This window comes from Ensifer sp. Root558 (genome assembly GCF_001427045.1).
GTDB lineage: Bacteria > Pseudomonadota > Alphaproteobacteria > Rhizobiales > Rhizobiaceae > Ensifer > Ensifer adhaerens.
On sequence record NZ_LMGC01000012.1, the window covers coordinates 68,512 to 86,259 of the forward strand.

Sequence of the window (17,748 nt, forward strand, 5' to 3'; positions counted from 1 at the left end):
GCGATGCATGCGCGTCGATGGAGCGCTTGCGCGCGAGAGCTGCATCATCTCCAGCCACGCAACCAAAACGAAGAAGCCGTGGCGGAGAGCTCCGCCACGGCTTCCGGGGTCAAGTGGCTCGGGCGGGATGCGCGCAGAAAATCGCGCCCCGTCCCGCACCGATCATCAGGCGGCGAGCGCGTCGAGGATACGGATCCAGGAGCGGATGCCCTTGTGATAGGACTGCAGCTCGTACTTCTCGTTCGGCGAATGGATGCGGTCGTCGGAAAGACCGAAGCCGACGAGCAGCGATTCCATGCCGAGCATCTTCTGGAAGTCGCCGACGATCGGGATCGAGCCGCCCATGCCGATGATGACGGCCGGCTTCGGCCACTCGTCGGACAGGGCCACCTTCGCCGTGTTGAGCAGCGGCGATTCGTATGGAAGATGGATCGCTGGCGAACCGCCATGGGCATGGAACTCGACCGAGCAGTCGGCCGGAACCTTGGAGCGCACATAGGCGCGGAAGGCTTCGCGGATCTTTTCCGGGTTCTGGTTGCCGACCAGGCGGAAGGAGACCTTGGCTGAGGCCTCGGCCGCAATCACCGTCTTGAAGCCTTCGCCGGTATAGCCGCCGGTGATGCCGTTGACTTCCGCGGTCGGCCGCGCCCAGGTCAGTTCCAGCACCGAGCGGTTCTTTTCACCCGACGGGATCGAAAGGCCGATTTCGCCGAGGAACTTCTCTGCCGTCTGGCCGAGCGTTTCCCAGGCCGCCTTGATCTGGGCCGGGGTCTCTTCGACGCCGTCGTAGAAGCCTGGCAGCGTCACGCGGCTGTTTTCGTCATGAAGGCCGGCGAGAATGGTGGTGAGGATGCGGATCGGGTTGGCGGCAGCACCACCGAAATAACCGGAATGCAGGTCGCGGTCGGCAGCCCGGACGATGACTTCTTCGCCGACGAGGCCGCGCAGGCCAGCGGAGATCGCCGGCGTATCGCGGTCCCACATGCTGGTGTCGCAGACCAGCGCATAGTCGGCCTTGAGTTCGGCGGCATTGGCTTCGAGGAAGGGCTTCAGCGACGGCGAGCCGGATTCCTCTTCGCCTTCGAACAGGATCGTGACGCGGCAGGGCAGGGCGCCATGCACGTCCTTGTAGGCGCGCACCGCCTCGACGAAGGTCAGGAGCTGGCCCTTGTCGTCAGCCGTGCCACGGCCGGTGATCACCTTGCGGCCGGGTTCGATTTCCTTGATGCCGGGCTCGAACGGATCCGTGTCCCAGAGGTTCAGCGGATCGACCGGCTGAACGTCATAGTGGCCATAGAACAGCACATGCGGCGCATCGGGCTTGGCACCGTCATGGTGGGCGACGACCATCGGATGGCCGGGGGTGTCGCGCACCGATGCGGTGAAGCCGAGGCTGTTGAGTTCGGCCACCAGCCATTCGGCCGCCTTGCGGCATTCCGCCTTGAAGGCCGGGTCGGTCGAGATCGACTTGATCCGAACGAGGTCGAACAGCCGGTCGAGGCTCCTTGGCAGGTTGGCGTCTGCGCGTTCGAGAACGGGGGTGATGTCAGCCATCATGCATATCCTTGCTTCAAGTTTCGCCGGAACCTACTGCATGTGCCGCCAAAGCGAAATCGATTTGAGCGATTTTGGGCAGAGGTCTCAGGTGACGGTGAACGGAGAGCCTGGCGCGTCGGCAAGGTGAGCGCCGGGGCGCCCGGATCGACGCGTCTGCCCCTGCTTTAGAACGGGCGAACGCCCGCTTTAAGCCAAATTTTTTGATGGAATGATCATAAGGGGGTGGTGCGTCAGGCGCGACTGTCGCTGCGTGCCACGTTGGCGAGCGCCATGCGCATATATTCGAGCATCAGTTCGCGTTCGAAATTCCTGAGGCCGGCAAGCAGCGACTGGTCGGCGGCAAGCGCTGCCTCCTTGGCGGCCGCCTCCATCTCCTTTGCCTTTTCGGTGAGGTAGATCTGCTGCGAGCGCTTGTCCTGCGGATGCTTGCGGCGGAGGATGAGCCCGTCGCGCTCCATGCGCGAGAGCGTGTTTGCCATCGTCGCCTGTTCGATGTCGAGGCGATCGAGCAGTTGTTTCTGCGTCAGGCCTTCCTCGGCCCAAAGCTCGAGCAGGATGGGAAACTGACCGGGCGCGAAACCAAGCTTCTGGCCGCGCTCGTGAAGCGCGCGCGAAAAGCTCTTGGCCAGCAGGCTGGCCAGGTAGGTCGCAGATTCCATACGATTGAAGGCCATGCCTATCGGTACGCCCGAACCGCCATGAAGACAAGTTACAATGCAGGCGATGGACCTTGAGACCGTCGGGTCTCACCGGGATTTGAGCGGAGGTGATCAGACGGCAGAAACAAAAAACCGTCACGGTGCGGAGGCGGCGCCGTGACGGTCTTTTGAAAACGGGACAAAGGCCCGGAGAGGGGGATAAGGCCTTTGTCCTCATCTGGTGCGGGCGGGGGACAGGCCAATCACCAGAAGACGGCATCACTCGGTGCCGTTGAGTAAGATTTGAGGATTCAAATGTGGCTTTTCAAGGATACCGGGGCTGAATCGGACATTACAAATATGTAACGTTTGCGTGAAGCCGAACGGGCGCTTGCGAAGCCTTTTGGCGCTCGATCCCAAGGCGAAGTCAGCCCCCGTTTTCGCAATCCGCGGTGGCGATCGCGGCCACCGCGACCGGTGGAGAATGTAGTGTCTGGCGGGAAAACCGCAATGGACCTTTGGCTTGCCCCGCGCTATCCATTTGCCCATGAAAAACGGTGATCATCTCTTCCTCGTCGACGGCTCCGGATTCATCTTCCGGGCGTTCCACGCCATCCCGCCGCTCAACCGCAAATCCGATGGCCTTCCGGTCAACGCGGTATCGGGTTTCTGCAACATGTTGTGGAAGCTGCTCACTGATGCGCGCGACACGTCGGTCGGCGTCACGCCGACCCATTTCGCGGTCATCTTCGACTATTCGTCGAAGACCTTCCGCAACGCGCTCTACGATCAGTACAAGGCGAACCGCACGGCGCCGCCGGAAGATCTGATCCCGCAGTTCGGGCTGATCCGTCACGCGACCCGCGCCTTCAACCTGCCCTGCATCGAGAAGGAAGGCTATGAGGCCGACGACCTGATCGCCACCTACGCCCGGCTTGCAGAAGCCGCCGGCGCCGGCGTCACCATCGTCTCGTCCGACAAGGACCTGATGCAGCTCGTGACCTCGAACGTGTCGATGTACGACAGTATGAAGGACAAGCAGATCTCGATCCCGGAAGTGATCGAGAAATGGGGCGTGCCGCCGGAAAAGATGATCGACCTGCAGGCGATGACCGGTGACTCCACCGACAACGTCCCCGGCATTCCCGGCATTGGCCCGAAGACGGCGGCACAGCTGCTCGAGGAGTACGGCGATCTCGAAACGCTGCTGGCCCGCGCCGGCGAGATCAAGCAGGCCAAGCGCCGCGAGAACATCATCGCCAATGCCGATCTCGCTCGTCTGTCGCGCCAGCTCGTCGAACTCAAGACCGACACGCCGCTCGACGTTCCGCTCGAAGAGCTGAGCCTCGAGCCGCAGAACGGTCCGAAGCTGATCGCCTTCCTGAAGGCGATGGAATTCACAACGCTGACGCGTCGCGTCGCCGCCGCGACCGGTACGGACGCCGATGCCGTTGAAGCAGCCTTGGTGCCGGTAGAATGGGGCGCCGAGGCGCGCGGCCCTGATCTCGACAAGGGAGATGGGGCGGAAAAGGTCAGCGAGGGCTCCTCCACCGCGGCTGCCGCCCGTGGCGAGGCCGCGCAAGCCGCCGCCGTCCTGTCGCGTGCCGGCGAAGCGAATGGCGCGGACGCGACGCCCGAGGCGCTCGCTGCGGCACGCGCTGAAATCTTCGCCAAGGCGCCGATGGATCAGAGCGCCTATGTGACGATCCGCGACATCGCCACTCTCGACCGGTGGATATCGGACGCGCGCGAAGCCGGTGTCGTCGGCTTCGACACGGAAACGACCTCGCTCGATGCAATGCAGGCCGACCTCGTCGGCTTCTCGCTGGCGATCGCCGACCATAAGGCCGACCCGACCGGCGCCTCGATCCGGGCGGCCTATGTGCCGCTGATCCACAAGACCGGCGTCGGCGACTTGCTCGGCGGCGGGCTCGCCGAAAACCAGATCCCGGTCGCAGAAGCCTTGAGCCGGCTGAAGCGCCTGCTTGAGGACCCTTCGGTCCTCAAGGTCGCCCAGAACCTGAAATACGATTACCTCGTGATGAAGCGGCACGGCATCACCGTCGAAAGCTTCGACGACACGATGCTGATGTCCTACGTCGTCGATGCCGGCAACGGCACCCATGGCATGGACTCGCTGTCTGAGCGCTGGCTGAACCACAAGCCGATCGCCTACAAGGACATCACCGGAACCGGCAAATCCTCGGTGACCTTCGACTTCGTCGATATCGACCGGGCAACCGCCTACGCGGCTGAGGATGCGGACGTCACGCTCAGGCTCTGGCATATCCTGAAGGCCCGATTGGCCGCCAAGGGGCTGATGCGCGTCTATGAGCGGCTGGAGCGGCCCCTGGTTGCCGTTCTGGCACGCATGGAAGACCGCGGCATCACCGTCGACCGCCAGATCCTCTCGCGGCTTTCGGGCGAGCTCGCCCAGGGCGCAGCCGGGCTCGAGGACGAGATCTACAAGCTCGCTGGCGAAACCTTCACCATCGGTTCGCCGAAGCAGCTCGGCGATATCCTCTTCGGCAAGATGGGCTTTGCCGGCGGCTCGAAGACCAAGACCGGGCAATGGTCGACCTCGGCACAGGTTCTGGAAGACCTGGCAGCCGAAGGCCACGAACTGCCGCGCAAGATCGTCGACTGGCGACAGCTGACCAAGCTCAAGTCCACCTATACCGATGCGCTTCCGGGCTTCGTCCATCCGGAGACGAAGCGCGTGCATACGTCCTACGCGCTCGCAGCCACGACCACCGGCCGCCTGTCGTCGTCCGATCCGAACCTGCAGAACATTCCGGTGCGCACCGCCGAAGGCCGCAAGATCCGCACCGCCTTCATCGCAACGCCCGGCCACAAGCTCGTCTCGGCCGACTACAGCCAGATCGAACTGCGCGTGCTTGCCCATGTTGCGGACATTCCGCAGCTTCGCCAGGCCTTTGCCGATGGCGTCGACATTCATGCGATGACCGCATCGGAAATGTTCGGCGTTCCGGTCGAGGGCATGCCGAGCGAAATCCGCCGGCGCGCCAAGGCGATTAACTTCGGTATCATCTACGGCATCTCCGCCTTCGGCCTTGCCAACCAGCTGTCGATCGAGCGCTCCGAAGCCAGCGACTACATCAAGCGCTATTTCGAGCGTTTCCCCGGCATCCGCGACTACATGGAGGGCACCAAGGTGTTTGCCCGCGAGCACGGCTACGTCGAGACGATCTTCGGTCGCCGCGCCCACTATCCGGACATCCGCTCGTCGATCCCGTCGCACCGTGCCTTCAACGAGCGCGCCGCGATCAATGCGCCGATCCAGGGCTCGGCCGCCGACATCATCCGCCGCGCCATGGTGAAGATGGAGCCGGCGCTGGCCGAGGCGAAGCTTTCGGCCCGCATGCTGCTGCAGGTGCACGACGAACTGATCTTCGAGGTCGAGGACGCCGAGGTCGAAAACACCATTCCGGTCGTCGTCTCGGTGATGGAGAACGCCGCCATGCCGGCGCTCGACATGAAGGTGCCGTTGAAGGTCGATGCGCGCGCGGCGACCAACTGGGACGAGGCGCACTGATCTAGTCGGTGCACACCGGGTTTTTGATGGAAACCTCTCAGAAAACCTCAAAAGCCGGATGCGACGAATCTTGCAGCGCCCGGGGGCATTCCATGCTCCCGGGCGCCTTTCCATCAGGATGATAGAAAGCGTCAGCCGTCGCAGCCGGAACGATTGCCGGCGCGTTCAACTCCTCATAGGCAGCCTTTGGGAAGGGGCTCGAGCCTCATCCGAAACGGCTGCAATCGGAGGAGATCATGGCGCCGAAGACCTTCATTCTTGTCCTGTCCTGCGACGACAAACCCGGCATTGTCGCCGCCGTCACCACGGAGCTTGCCGCCCTTGGCGCAAACATCGCCGAGAGCAACCAGTTCTGGGATACCAAGACCAACAGCTTCTTCATGCGCATCGCCTTCCAGGTTGCAGCGAGCGTTCAGGCTGGTGATGTCGAGCGGGCGCTTCGCCCGGCGGTCGAGCGTTTCCAGATGCGGACCACGCTTACGGATGCTGCGGTCAAGCCGAAGATCCTGGTCCTCGTCTCCAAGTTCGACCATGCGCTCCTGCACCTGCTTTACCAGATCCGTGTCGGCTGGTTGAACGCGGAGGTCGTCGCCATCGTCTCCAACCACGAAGACAGCCGGCGTACGGCCGAAGCCGAAGGGCTCGCCTATCACTGTTGGTCGGTATCGAAGGACAACAAGGCCGAGCAGGAGGAAAGGCTTCTGCGACTGGTCCAGGAGACCGGCGCCGATCTCGTCATCCTTGCCCGCTACATGCAGGTGTTTTCCGACAATCTGTCGAAGCGCCTCTACGGCAAGGCGATCAACATCCACCATTCGTTCCTGCCGAGCTTCAAGGGCGCCAAGCCCTATCATCAGGCGCATGAGCGTGGCGTGAAGCTGATCGGGGCGACGGCGCACTACGTCACGCCGGACCTCGACGAAGGCCCGATCATCGAACAGGAAACCGAACGCGTCAGCCATGCCTTGACGGCGGAAGATTTCGTCGCCACCGGCCGCGACATCGAAAGCCGGGTGCTGGCGCGCGCCGTCAAGCTGCACCTGGAGCGGCGCGTCATGCTCAACGGTCACAAGACGGTCGTGTTCAGCTAGAGGGTTCTGGAAGGCGCTTCATGTAGCCGGTACTCACAGGGGTGCCGGCTACAGCTGTTACAGGCGGGCTACGACGGCGGTCGCGGTAACGGCCGGCGCGCGGAAGCTGGCAAAGAGCCGGCTCAGGCCCTCGCGTCCCTCGGCCGTCAGATCGAAGGTGCGGCCGAACAGCAGCCATTCCGTACAGAGCCCGAGCATCATCCAATGCAGGGTCCGCGTCGCGGAGGCGGGGGTCCAGGTCTCGTGCATCTGCCCCTTGGCGAGCGCGCGGGAAAAAGCGAGTTCGAGCACGACATTGTGGTGCTCGTCGAGTTCCTTCTGGCGGGCGAGGACCTCGCCCAGGTCGCCGTCGTAATTGGTGCGCAGCATGATCGTCAGAATGCGCTGGCGCTGCTCGTCGGCGGCCAGAACATCCAGCCAGTCGCCCATGGCACCTTCGAGGATGGAGAGTGTATCGGCAGCTTCCGCTTCGATCTCGCGGGCGACCATGTCTTCCTGCGGCAAGGGCACAGCGTCGTGCAGCGCGAGGAACAGGTCGGTCTTGTTGGCAAAGTGCCAGTAGATGGCGCCACGGGTCACGCCGGCGGCCTTGGCTATTTCTTCGAGCGTCGTGTTCGAGACGCCCTTTTCGTAGAAGACGCGCTCGGCGGCGCTCAGGATCTTCTGTCTTGTTGCTTCTGCATCGGCCTTTGTTCGGCGCATTCATTCCTCCTCATGCGACGGCCCGCCAGAGGCGGGCCGTCCAGTCTTGTTTTATTCGGCGGGTGTCGGGTTTTCTGCGGCTGTCGGTGTGTTCTCCACCTTCTTTCGGCTGAAGAGCTTCGTGACGAACACGAAGAAGACAGGAACGAAGAAGATGGCGAGCACCGTTGCCGAGATCATCCCGCCCATGACGCCCGTGCCGATGGCGCGCTGGCTGCCGGAGCTGGCACCCGTGGCGATTGCCAGCGGCAGAACACCGAGCGTGAAGGCCAGCGACGTCATCAGGATCGGCCGGAAGCGAAGATGTGCCGCCTCCAGCGTCGCGTCGATCAGCGACTTGCCCTGCTCACGCAGTTCCTTGGCGAACTCGATGATCAGGATCGCGTTCTTGGCCGAGAGACCGATGATCGCGATCAGGCCAACCTTGAAGTAGACGTCATTCGGCATGTCGCGCATCATCACGGCGAGCACCGAACCGATGACGCCGAGCGGAACGACCATGATCACCGCCACCGGGATCGACCAGCTCTCATAGAGGGCTGCAAGGCACAGGAACACCAGAAGGCACGACAGCGCGATCAGGAGAGGCGCCTGGGTGCCGGACTGGATTTCCTGCAGCGACTGGCCGGTCCATTCGTAACCGAAGCCTGCAGGCAACTGGCCCGCCAGCCGTTGCATCTCGGCGATCGCGTCACCCGAGGAGTAGCCGTGGGCGGCTTCGCCGCTGATACGGACCGACGGGTAGCCGTTGTAGCCGATCGTCTGGGTCGACGCCTTGACCCACTCCACCGTCGCGAAGGCCGACAGGGGCACCATGCCGCCATTGGCGTTGCGGACGTTGAGGTTCAGGAGGTCGGCGGTCTGCATGCGCTGACCTTCGTCCGCCTGCACCGTTACGCGCTGCATGCGTCCGGCATTGGGGAAGTCGTTGACGTAGGACGAGCCGAGGTTGGTCGAGATCGTCGAGTTGATATCGGCGAAGGTCACACCGAAGGTGTTGGCCTTCTCGCGATCGATCGTGACGCTGACCTGAGCCGCATCGGGCATGCCCTCGAAGCGGACGCCGGAGAGCACCTTGCTCTCGGCGGCCATGCCGAGCAGCTGGTCGCGGGCCTGCGACAGCGCCGCCTGGCCGAGACCGCCACGGTCCTGCAGGCGGAACGAGAAGCCGCCGGTGGTGCCGAGGCCCTGGATCGCCGGCGGCGACAGCGCGAAGCTGATCGCATCCTTGATCTGGCTCATCGCCATCGTCGCCCGCATGGCGATCGACTGTGCGGCGTTGTCGGCGTCACGTTCCTTCCAGTCCTTCAGCGTCACGAAGGCGAGCGCTGCGTTCTGGCCGGTACCGAAGAAGGAGAAGCCGTTGATCGCGATGATGCGTTCGACTGCCGTTTCCTGGCCGAAGATCTTCTCGGCCTGCTCCACCACCTCGGTCGTGCGGTTGCCCGTTGCTTCCGACGGCAGCTGCATCATGACGATCACGAAGCCCTGGTCTTCGTCCGGAAGGAACGACGACGGCAGCTTCATGAACAGCCAGCCGAGACCGGCGAGCACCGCGACATAGACGATCATGTAGCGGCCGGTCCGGTGGACCAGGCGCTTCACGATGCCGCTATAGCCGTGCGACGTCTTGTCGAACGAGCGGTTGAACCAGCCGAAGAAGCCACGCTTGGCGTGATGATGACCCTTCGGAACCTGCTTCAGGAAGCTCGCGCAGAGCGCCGGTGTCAGCGACAAAGCGAGAAGTGCGGAGAACAGGATCGAGACGACCATCGTCAGCGAGAACTGGCGATAGATCACACCGACCGCGCCCGGGAAGAAGGCCATCGGAATGAACACCGAGGCGAGAACCAGCGTGATGCCGATGACGGCGCCGGTGATCTGCTTCATCGCCTTGCGGGTGGCTTCTTTCGGCGTTGCCCCTTCCTCGGACATGATGCGTTCGACGTTTTCGACGACGATGATCGCATCGTCGACGAGAATGCCGATCGCCAGCACCATGCCGAACATGGTCAGAACGTTGATCGAGAAGCCCATCGCCAGCATGACCGCGCAGGTGCCGAGGAGCGCCACCGGCACGACGAGCGTCGGGATGATGGTGTAGCGGATGTTCTGCAAGAACAGGAACATCACGATGAACACGAGCGCGACCGCTTCGACCAGCGTCGAAAGCACCTTCTCGATGGAAACGGCGACGAAGGGCGAGGTGTCGTAGGGAACCGAATATTCGAGGCCCTGCGGGAAGAACTTCGCCAGTTCGTCCATGCGTTCCTTGATGGCGGCCGAGGTCGACATGGCGTTGCCGCTCGGCGAAAGCTGGACGGCGATAGCCGCCGACGGCTTGCCGTTCAGGCGCGTCGAGAAGGCGTAGCTTTCGCCGCCGATCTCGATGCGGGCAACGTCGCGCAGGCGGACGGAGGAGCCGTCCGGATTGGCGCGAAGCACGATCGCACCGAACTCTTCGGCGCTTTCGAGCTGGCCCTTGACGACGACGGGCGCGCTGATCTGCTGGGTGATCGGGTTCGGCTGTGCGCCGATCGAGCCCGAAGCGATCTGGGCGTTCTGCGCCGTGATCGCATTGGTCACGTCCGCAGCCGTCAGGTTCAGACCCAGCATCTTGTCCGGATCGAGCCAGACGCGCATCGAGCGTTCCGTGGCAAACAGCTGCGCACGGCCGACGCCGGGCACGCGCTGGATTTCGCTAAGCACGTTGCGGCTTAGATAGTCGCCGAGGCCGATGGCGTCCATCGAGCCGTCGGTCGAGGTGAGAGCCACGATCATCAGGAAGCCAGAGCCGGCTTCATCGACCTGCACGCCCTGGCGCTTGACCGAATCGGGCAGGCGCGGTTCGACGCGGCGAACCCGGTTCTGGATGTCGACGGCCGCCTGTCCCGGGTCGGTGCCCGGTGCAAAGGTGGCGCTGATTTCGACCGAGCCGGAGGCGCTGGAGGTCGACTCGAAATAGAGCAGGCCTTCGACGCCGTTCAGCTCGTCTTCGATCAGTCGCGTGACGCTCTGATAGGTGTCTTGCGACGAGGCGCCGGGGTAGCTCGTGTTGATGGAGATCTGCGGCGGCGCGACGTCAGGATACTGCGATACCGGCAGAAGCGGAATCGCAATGACGCCGGCGACCATGATGAAGATCGCCACCACCCAGGCAAAAATAGGCCTGTCGATGAAAAAACTAGGCATCAATCAAACTCACTTTGTAGCTTCGGCAGGCTTTTCGTCGGCAGCGGCCGTTGTCTGCGCTGCTTCGGCAGTCGGCTTGGCGTCCGGGTTCCAGTCCGTCGGCTCGACGGGGGCACCGGGGCCGATCTTCTGGAAGCCTTCGACGATGACCTTTTCGCCGGCCTTGATGCCGGAGGTCACCTGCCAGCGGGTGCCGATCGTGCGGCCGAGGGTCACGTTGCGGAACTCGACCTTGTTGTCGGCGCCGACGACATAAACCTGCGACTGGCCGGCGTTGTTGCGCTGGACGGCCTGCTGCGGAACGGTGATCGCGTCCTTCTCGACGCCCTGCTGCACAAGTACGCGAACATACATGCCGGGAAGCAGGTCGTTGTCGGGGTTCGGGAATTCGCCGCGCAGGGTCACCTGGCCGGTCGTCGCGTCGACGGCGGCCTCCGAGAACAGGAGCTTGCCCTTGTGCTCATACGTGGTGCCGTCGTCGAGCACGAGCTGGACTTCGGCTTCCTCGCCGTCGCCGTTCATCATCTGGCCGTCCTCAAGCGCCTTGCGCAGGCGGATGAGGTCGGTCGCCGACTGGGTGAAGTCGGCGTAGAGCGGGTCGAGCTGCTGGATCGTCGCGAGATTTTCCGAGCTGTTGGTGCTGACGAGCGCGCCTTCGGTGATCAGCGCACGGCCGATGCGGCCGCTGATCGGTGCCGTCACGTCGGCATATTGCAGGTCGAGCTTGGCCGCCGCGAGGCCGGCTTCGGCGATCGCGACATCGGCGTCGGCGGTCGCAAGCAGCGCAGCCGCATCTTCCAGCTGCTGCGCGGCGACGACGTTCGCCTTCTTCAGCTGCTCCTGGCGATCGGCCTTCTGCTGGGCCTGCTGGCGAATGGATTGGGCGCGCCGAAGCGTTGCCTCTGCCTTTTCGACCTGGACGCGGAAGGGCGCGGGATCGATGCGGTAGAGCACGTCACCGGCATTGACCTTGGAGCCCTGCTGGAAGACGCGTTCGACGACAATGCCGGAAACGCGCGGACGGACCTCGGCGACACGGGTCGCGGCGATGCGGCCCGGAAGCTCGTTGGTGATCGGCAGGGTTTCGGTCTTGGTCGTGAAGACCGCGACGGCGGACGGTGGGAATGCGGCGGCGCCCTGTTGTGCTTCCTCTTTCTGGCAGCCGGAAAGAAGAATCACAGTTGCCAAGGCGGCGGCCAGTGTCGGTCGGTTCATGCGCATAGCGATGTCCATATTCGGTGACCGCAGGCGACAGGTGCATCTCGCAAGGTGCCCGTGCGGTCCGGAAGTGAAGGGGAGCGGAACCGGTATTGCTTGGGGAAAATACCGGAAAGCTAATATACAAACACAAATGTATGTTAAATCGCTTTGCAGCGCAACAGAGTCATTCAGCACAGCTATTCAAAAAATAAATAAGCCGCCACAAGGGGTTAGTCCCGTGGCGGCTGGTTTTCACGCAGCTGTGATGAGGCCTTAGCCTCAAAACGCATCAGGCGAGGACGCGGTCGTCGTCGCCGAAACGGTGCATGGCACCGACCGTCGGCGTCGCATAGACGATGTCGTCAGGCGCGTAGCGATGTTCGCCGAAGAGGCGGACGGTGATGGTGCCGACCTGCTCGGAATCGATATAGACGATGGTGTCGGCGCCGAGGTGCTCGACATGCACCACCTTGCCCTTCCAGTCGCCGCTCTCGCGTGAAAGCGCCATGTGCTCCGGGCGGATGCCGATCGTCTTGGCTTTGACATCGCCGAGCCGGGCGCCCTCGATGAAGTTCATCTGTGGCGAGCCGATGAAGCCAGCGACGAAGACGTTGGCCGGGCGGTTGTAGAGATCCATCGGCGAGCCGATCTGCTCGATCTGGCCGGCGTTGAGGACGACGATCTTGTCGGCGAGCGTCATCGCCTCCACCTGGTCGTGGGTCACGTAGATCATCGTTGCCTTCAGGCTTCGATGCAGCCGGGCAATCTCAAGCCGGGTGTTGACGCGCAGCGCCGCGTCGAGGTTCGAAAGCGGCTCGTCGAACAGGAAGAGCTTCGGTTCGCGCACGATCGCGCGGCCGATCGCCACGCGCTGACGCTGGCCGCCCGAAAGCTCGGCCGGGCGACGGGCCAGGTAGGGATCGAGCGACAGCATGTTCGCAGCCTTGCCGACCTTGTCCTCGATCTCCGCCTTCGGAGCGCCGGCCTGTTTCAGGCCAAGGCCCATATTGTCCTTCACCGACAGGTGCGGATAGAGCGCGTAGGACTGGAACACCATGGCGATGCCGCGCTTGGCGGGCGCCACGTGGCCGACTTCCGTGCCGTCGATCTGCACGCTGCCGGAGGTCGCGTCCTCGAGGCCAGCGATGGTGCGCAGCAAGGTCGACTTGCCGCAGCCCGACGGGCCGACGAAGATGACGAACTCGCCGTCCTTCACCTCGAGGTCGATGCCCTTCAGCACCTCATGGCTACCGTAGGCCTTGCGGATGGATTTGAGTTGAAGCGATCCCACCTGGTTGCCCCCTTTAAAGTTTGACTGGTCTGCCGGTGCGCACGCTTTCGTCTGCGGCAAGGCAGATGCGTAGCGACTGCACGGCGTCGTTCATGTGACGGTCGAGGTCGATGTTTTGGCGAATGGCCTTCAGCACATAGGCCTGCTCGCGGTCGCAGAGTTCCTGGTGGCCGGGCTCGCCGTCCATCTTCAGGTCCTCGTCGGCTTTCAGGAAGCGGCCATCGGGACCAGTTTCGGCGTTGTGCAGCCGGATCACCGCGGTCTTTGTGTGCATGTCGATGTCGTCGGACTTGGCATTCTGGTCCATGACGATCGACACCGATCCCTTCGGCGACATCACGTCCTTCACGAAGAAGGCGGTTTCCGAGATCATCGGCCCCCAGCCGGCTTCATACCAGCCGGCCGAACCATCCTCGAAGATCACCTGCAGGTGACCGTAATTGTACATGTCGGGCGCGATCTCGTCGGAGAGACGGAGCCCCATGCCGCGCACTTCCACCGGCTTGGCATCGGTGATCTGGCACATGACGTCGACATAGTGCACGCCGCAATCGACGATCGGCGACGTCGTCTTCATCAGCGACTTGTGCGTCTCCCAGGTCGGTCCGCTGGACTGCTGGTTCAGGTTCATGCGGAAGACATAGGGACCGCCGAGCTTGCGCGCTTCGGCGATCAGCCGGATCCACGAGGGGTGATGGCGCAGGATGTAGCCGATCACCAGCTTGCGGCCGTGCTTCTTCGCAGCCGCGACGACGCGCTCGGCGTCGGCGACGGTGGTTGCGAGCGGCTTTTCGACGAAGACGTCGGCGCCGGCCTCGAACGCCATGACCGCAAAGTCCGCATGGCTGTCCGAATAGGTGCAGATCGAGCAGAGCTCGGGCTTCAATTCGGCCAGGGCCGTCTTGAAGTCCGGATGGATCGTGTAGCCGCTCAGTTCCTCCGGCAGCGGCACCTTCGAGCGGTTGACGAGGCCGACGATCTCGAAGCCGGGATTGTTGTGATAGGCGAGCGCATGGCTGCGCCCCATGTTGCCGAGCCCCGCGACGAGGACCCGGACCGGTTTGCTGCTTGCACTCACTTGACTGCTCCTGCCGTGATGCCGCGGATCAGTTGCCGCGAGAAGATGACGTAGAGGACGAGAACCGGAAGGATGGCGAGCGACAGTGCCGCCAGAACCGCGTTCCAGTTGGTGACGAACTGGCCGATGAAGATCTGCGAGCCGAGCGTCACGGTCTTGGTGGCTTCGGCCGGCGCGAGGATCAGCGGGAACCAGAGATCGTTCCAGATCGGGATCATCGTGAAGACCGCGACGGTTGCCATGGCCGGACGGACGAGCGGCAGAACCAGGCGGAAGAAGATCGAATATTCCGACAGCCCGTCGATGCGCCCGGCGTTCTTCAAGTCATCCGAGACCGTGCGCATGAACTCCGAGAGAATGAAGATCGCGAGCGGCAGGCCTTGGGCCGTATAGACGAGGATCAGTGCCGTCAGCGTGTTGACGAGGTTGGCAGCGACCATGCCCTGCAGAATGGCGACGGTGCCGAGACGGATCGGGATCATGATGCCGATCGCGAGATAAAGGCCCATGAGCGTGTTGCCACGGAAGCGGTATTCCGACAGCGCGAAGGCGGCCATCGCCCCGAAGAGCAGCACCAGCGCGATCGAGACGATCGTGACGATGAAGCTGTTCTGGAAATAGGTGGCGAAGTCCCCCTGGCCAAGGACGGTCTGATAGCCGATCAGGCTGAAGGTCTGCGGCGTCGGGATCGTCAGCGGCGCCCGAAAGATCGCGTTGCGATCCTTGAACGAGTTGATGATCGTCAGGAACACCGGAAACAGCGAGATGAGCGTGTAGGCGATGAGCGCTGCATGCACGAAGCCGGTGCGGAGAAATGAATCGCGTGCTTTCGACATCTCCGGTCTCCTCAGAACTGGTAGCGGCGCATGCGGCGCTGAATGACGAAGAGGTAGAGCGAGACGCCGGCGAGGATGATGAGGAACATCACCGTGGCGATCGTCGCGCCCATCGAGCGGTCGCCGAGCTGCAGCTGGAAACCGAAGAAGGTGCGGTAGAGCAGCGTACCGAGAATGTCGGTCGAGCCGTCGGGACCGGCAAGCGCGCCCTGCACCGTGTAGACCAGGTCGAAGGCGTTGAAGTTGCCGACGAAGGTCAGGATCGAGATGATGCCGATGGCGGGCAGGATCAGCGGCAGCTTGATCTTCCAGAACTGGCTCCAGCCGGTGACGCCGTCGCATTCGGCAGCCTCGATTACCTCATCCGGAATGTTGAGCAGGGCGGCATAGATCAGCATCATCGGGATGCCGACATATTGCCAGACCGAGATCAGCGACACGGTGATGAGCGCCGAGCCCGGCTTGCCGAGCCAGGGGGCAAACAGCGACTTCAGGCCGACGAGGTCGAGCATGCCGGGTGCCACGCCCCAGATCGGCGACAGGATCAGCTTCCAGATGAAGCCGACGATCACGAAGGAGAGCAGCGTCGGCAGGAAGATCGCCGTGCGGTAAAAAGTGACGAAGCGCAGCTTCGGGATCGACAACATGGCGGCGAGCGCAACGCCGATCGGGTTCTGCACGCACATGTGGATGATGAAGAAGATGACGTTGTTCTTCAGCGCATTCCAGAAGTCGTGCGCCCAGCGCTCTTCGCCAAACAGCGTCTGGAAATTCGCAAGGCCGACAAAGGTCGACTGGCCGTCGACCGTGTTGAACAGCGAAAGCCTGAGCGTCTCGATCAACGGCAGGATCATCACCGCCGAATAGACCAGGAAGGCCGGCAGCAGGAAGACGAGGATGTGCCAGCGTTTCGGCCGCCTTGCGGTCGGCTGTCCCTCTTGCACTGAAAGAGCGTCACTCATGGATCCATCCGTTTCTAGAAGACCGGTCCCCAGACAATCATGATGCGCACCGGCGCCACGCGGCCGGTCGCGCCGCATGCCGTCTGCCCCTTTATCGAGGGCTCATGACGAAGGTTAAGTCTATCGCGTTCTTTTGCAAACGACTGCGTCGGTGGCCTCCCACTGTGGGAGGCCGGTGACGCTTCGGCTGGGGGAGTGCCGTCATTCGGCATGTCGCCCCGCCCGGTCCCTACGGCATCCTTAAATCCATCCGGCTAAAGGTGCTCTATGCACGTCCAGAACGTGCGGCGCTGTAGGGCCGACCCTCCCCAAGAAGGGGAGGGAACCTGTTGCGCTTACGTCTTACTTCGCCGGCTTGTACCAGGCGTCGAGGCCCTTCTGCAGCTTCTCGGCGGCAACCTCAGGCGTATCCGTGCCGTTGATCACGTTGGCCGATTCGACCCAGGTCTCATTTTCCAGGCTCGGGGTGCCGCGTGCCAGGATCTGGTAGGTCGAGCGGATCGTCGGCTTGCACTTTTCGCGCCAGGAGACGAATTCCTGGGCGAGCGGATCGGTCATCTTCACCGGGGTCGAGTTGAGGCTGAAGAAGCCCGGCAGTGCGTTGGCGTAGATGTCGGCGAACTCAGGCGAAGCAACCCAGGTCAGGAAGGTCTTGGCCTGCTCGGCATGTGCGCTCTTGGCATTGAGGCCGATACCGATGTCGTTGTGGTCCGAAATGTAGCAGGTGTCGCCAGCATTTTTGACCGGCGGCGGGAAGGCGCCCATCTTGAACTGAGCCTGGGTGTTGAACAGGCCGATCTCCCACGAGCCTGCCGGATAGATCGCGGCGCGGCCGAGCGTGAAGAGGTTCTGGCTGTCCGGGTAGGTCTGGGCTTCGAAGCCGTCGCCGAGATAATCCTTCCACTTGGCAAGAACGCGGTAGGGCTCGACCCACGGCTCGTCGGTCAGCTTCTGCTCGCCCTTGATCAGCGCGGCGCGGCCTTCCTCACCCTTCCAGTAGTTCGGGCCGATGTTCTGGTAGCCCATGGTTGCGGCTTCCCAGAGATCCTTGGTGCCCATCGCCATCGGGATGTAGTTACCGTCGGCCTTGATCTTGTCGAGGGCAGCGAAGAATTCCGCTTCCGTCGTCGGGATCTGGATGCCGAGTTGGTCGAAGGCGTCCTTGTTGTAGATGAAGCCGTGGATGACCGATGCCATAGGCACGCAGAAGGTGGCCTTGCCGTCGTCGGTGGTCCAGGCGGACTTGGCGACCGGCGAGAAGTTTTCCATGCCCGGCAGGCTCGTCAGGTCGGCGAGGTGCTTCTTGTTGTAAAGTTCGAGCGAGACGTCGAACGGACGGCAGGTGACGAGGTCGCCTGCGGAGCCGGCGTCGAGCTTGGCGTTGAGCGCGGCATTGTATTCGGTCGGTGCCATCGGGGCGAACTTGACCTTGATGCCCGGGTTCTTGGCTTCGAAGGCCGGGATCAGCTTTTCCTGCCAGATCGCCAGGTCGTCGTTGCGCCAGCTTTCGATGGTCAGCGTCACGTCCTCGGCGTGCGCCAGCCCGGCCGTGCCGAGAATGCTCGACGCAAGCAGCAGGCCCTTGATAGTCGTACGGGTCATTCAGCTTCTCCCTCTTATGTTGCGCCGTTTTGGCGCGGTTTGA

Annotated in this window: 12 protein-coding genes; 2 read left to right on the forward strand and 10 right to left on the reverse strand. The window is 63.0% G+C overall.

What is annotated here, in order from left to right:
* Positions 1–165: 165 nt before the first annotated feature.
* Positions 166–1,557: a M20/M25/M40 family metallo-hydrolase gene (locus ASD63_RS13630; protein ID WP_089043078.1), complete on the reverse strand. Its 1,392-nt coding sequence runs from the start codon at positions 1,555–1,557 to the stop codon at positions 166–168.
* A gap of 230 nt (positions 1,558–1,787) precedes the next feature.
* Complete coding sequence (locus tag ASD63_RS13635; RefSeq protein WP_034804907.1) at positions 1,788–2,231, reverse strand: MarR family transcriptional regulator; 444 nt, start codon at positions 2,229–2,231, stop codon at positions 1,788–1,790.
* Positions 2,232–2,742: 511 nt separating this feature from the next.
* Between ASD63_RS13635 and polA the strand changes: the two genes are divergently transcribed.
* Together polA and purU are read left to right on the forward strand one after the other, a co-directional pair.
* Positions 2,743–5,751, forward strand: coding sequence for a DNA polymerase I (gene polA / locus ASD63_RS13640; protein WP_034805279.1), 3,009 nt, complete (start codon positions 2,743–2,745; stop codon positions 5,749–5,751).
* Positions 5,752–5,987: 236 nt separating this feature from the next.
* Complete coding sequence (gene purU / locus ASD63_RS13645; protein ID WP_051659688.1) at positions 5,988–6,842, forward strand: formyltetrahydrofolate deformylase; 855 nt, start codon at positions 5,988–5,990, stop codon at positions 6,840–6,842.
* 57 nt (positions 6,843–6,899) lie between these two features.
* Here purU and ASD63_RS13650 read toward each other — a convergent pair whose 3' ends face one another.
* From ASD63_RS13650 to ASD63_RS13685, 8 genes are all read right to left on the reverse strand, one after another.
* Positions 6,900–7,544, reverse strand: a complete 645-nt coding sequence (locus tag ASD63_RS13650) for a TetR family transcriptional regulator (RefSeq protein ID WP_034804901.1) — start codon at positions 7,542–7,544, stop codon at positions 6,900–6,902.
* Between the two features lie 51 nt (positions 7,545–7,595).
* Positions 7,596–10,736, reverse strand: coding sequence for an efflux RND transporter permease subunit (locus ASD63_RS13655; protein ID WP_034804897.1), 3,141 nt, complete (start codon positions 10,734–10,736; stop codon positions 7,596–7,598).
* Between the two features lie 9 nt (positions 10,737–10,745).
* Positions 10,746–11,969: an efflux RND transporter periplasmic adaptor subunit gene (locus ASD63_RS13660; protein WP_034804880.1), complete on the reverse strand. Its 1,224-nt coding sequence runs from the start codon at positions 11,967–11,969 to the stop codon at positions 10,746–10,748.
* Positions 11,970–12,225: 256 nt separating this feature from the next.
* Positions 12,226–13,227: an ATP-binding cassette domain-containing protein gene (locus tag ASD63_RS13665; protein WP_034804877.1), complete on the reverse strand. Its 1,002-nt coding sequence runs from the start codon at positions 13,225–13,227 to the stop codon at positions 12,226–12,228.
* Positions 13,228–13,240: 13 nt separating this feature from the next.
* Positions 13,241–14,305: a Gfo/Idh/MocA family oxidoreductase gene (locus ASD63_RS13670; RefSeq protein ID WP_034804874.1), complete on the reverse strand. Its 1,065-nt coding sequence runs from the start codon at positions 14,303–14,305 to the stop codon at positions 13,241–13,243.
* Complete coding sequence (locus ASD63_RS13675) at positions 14,302–15,141, reverse strand: carbohydrate ABC transporter permease (RefSeq protein ID WP_034804872.1); 840 nt, start codon at positions 15,139–15,141, stop codon at positions 14,302–14,304. Before ASD63_RS13675 ends, ASD63_RS13670 begins: the two co-directional genes overlap by 4 nt.
* An 11-nt stretch (positions 15,142–15,152) precedes the next feature.
* Positions 15,153–16,103 carry a sugar ABC transporter permease gene (locus ASD63_RS13680; RefSeq protein ID WP_034804869.1) on the reverse strand — a complete coding sequence of 317 codons (951 nt, stop codon included), beginning with the start codon at positions 16,101–16,103 and terminating at the stop codon, positions 15,153–15,155.
* A 342-nt stretch (positions 16,104–16,445) separates the two neighbouring features.
* Entirely contained in the window at positions 16,446–17,705 is a 1,260-nt protein-coding gene (locus ASD63_RS13685; RefSeq protein ID WP_034804866.1) for an ABC transporter substrate-binding protein, read from the reverse strand.
* Positions 17,706–17,748 lie beyond the last annotated feature (43 nt).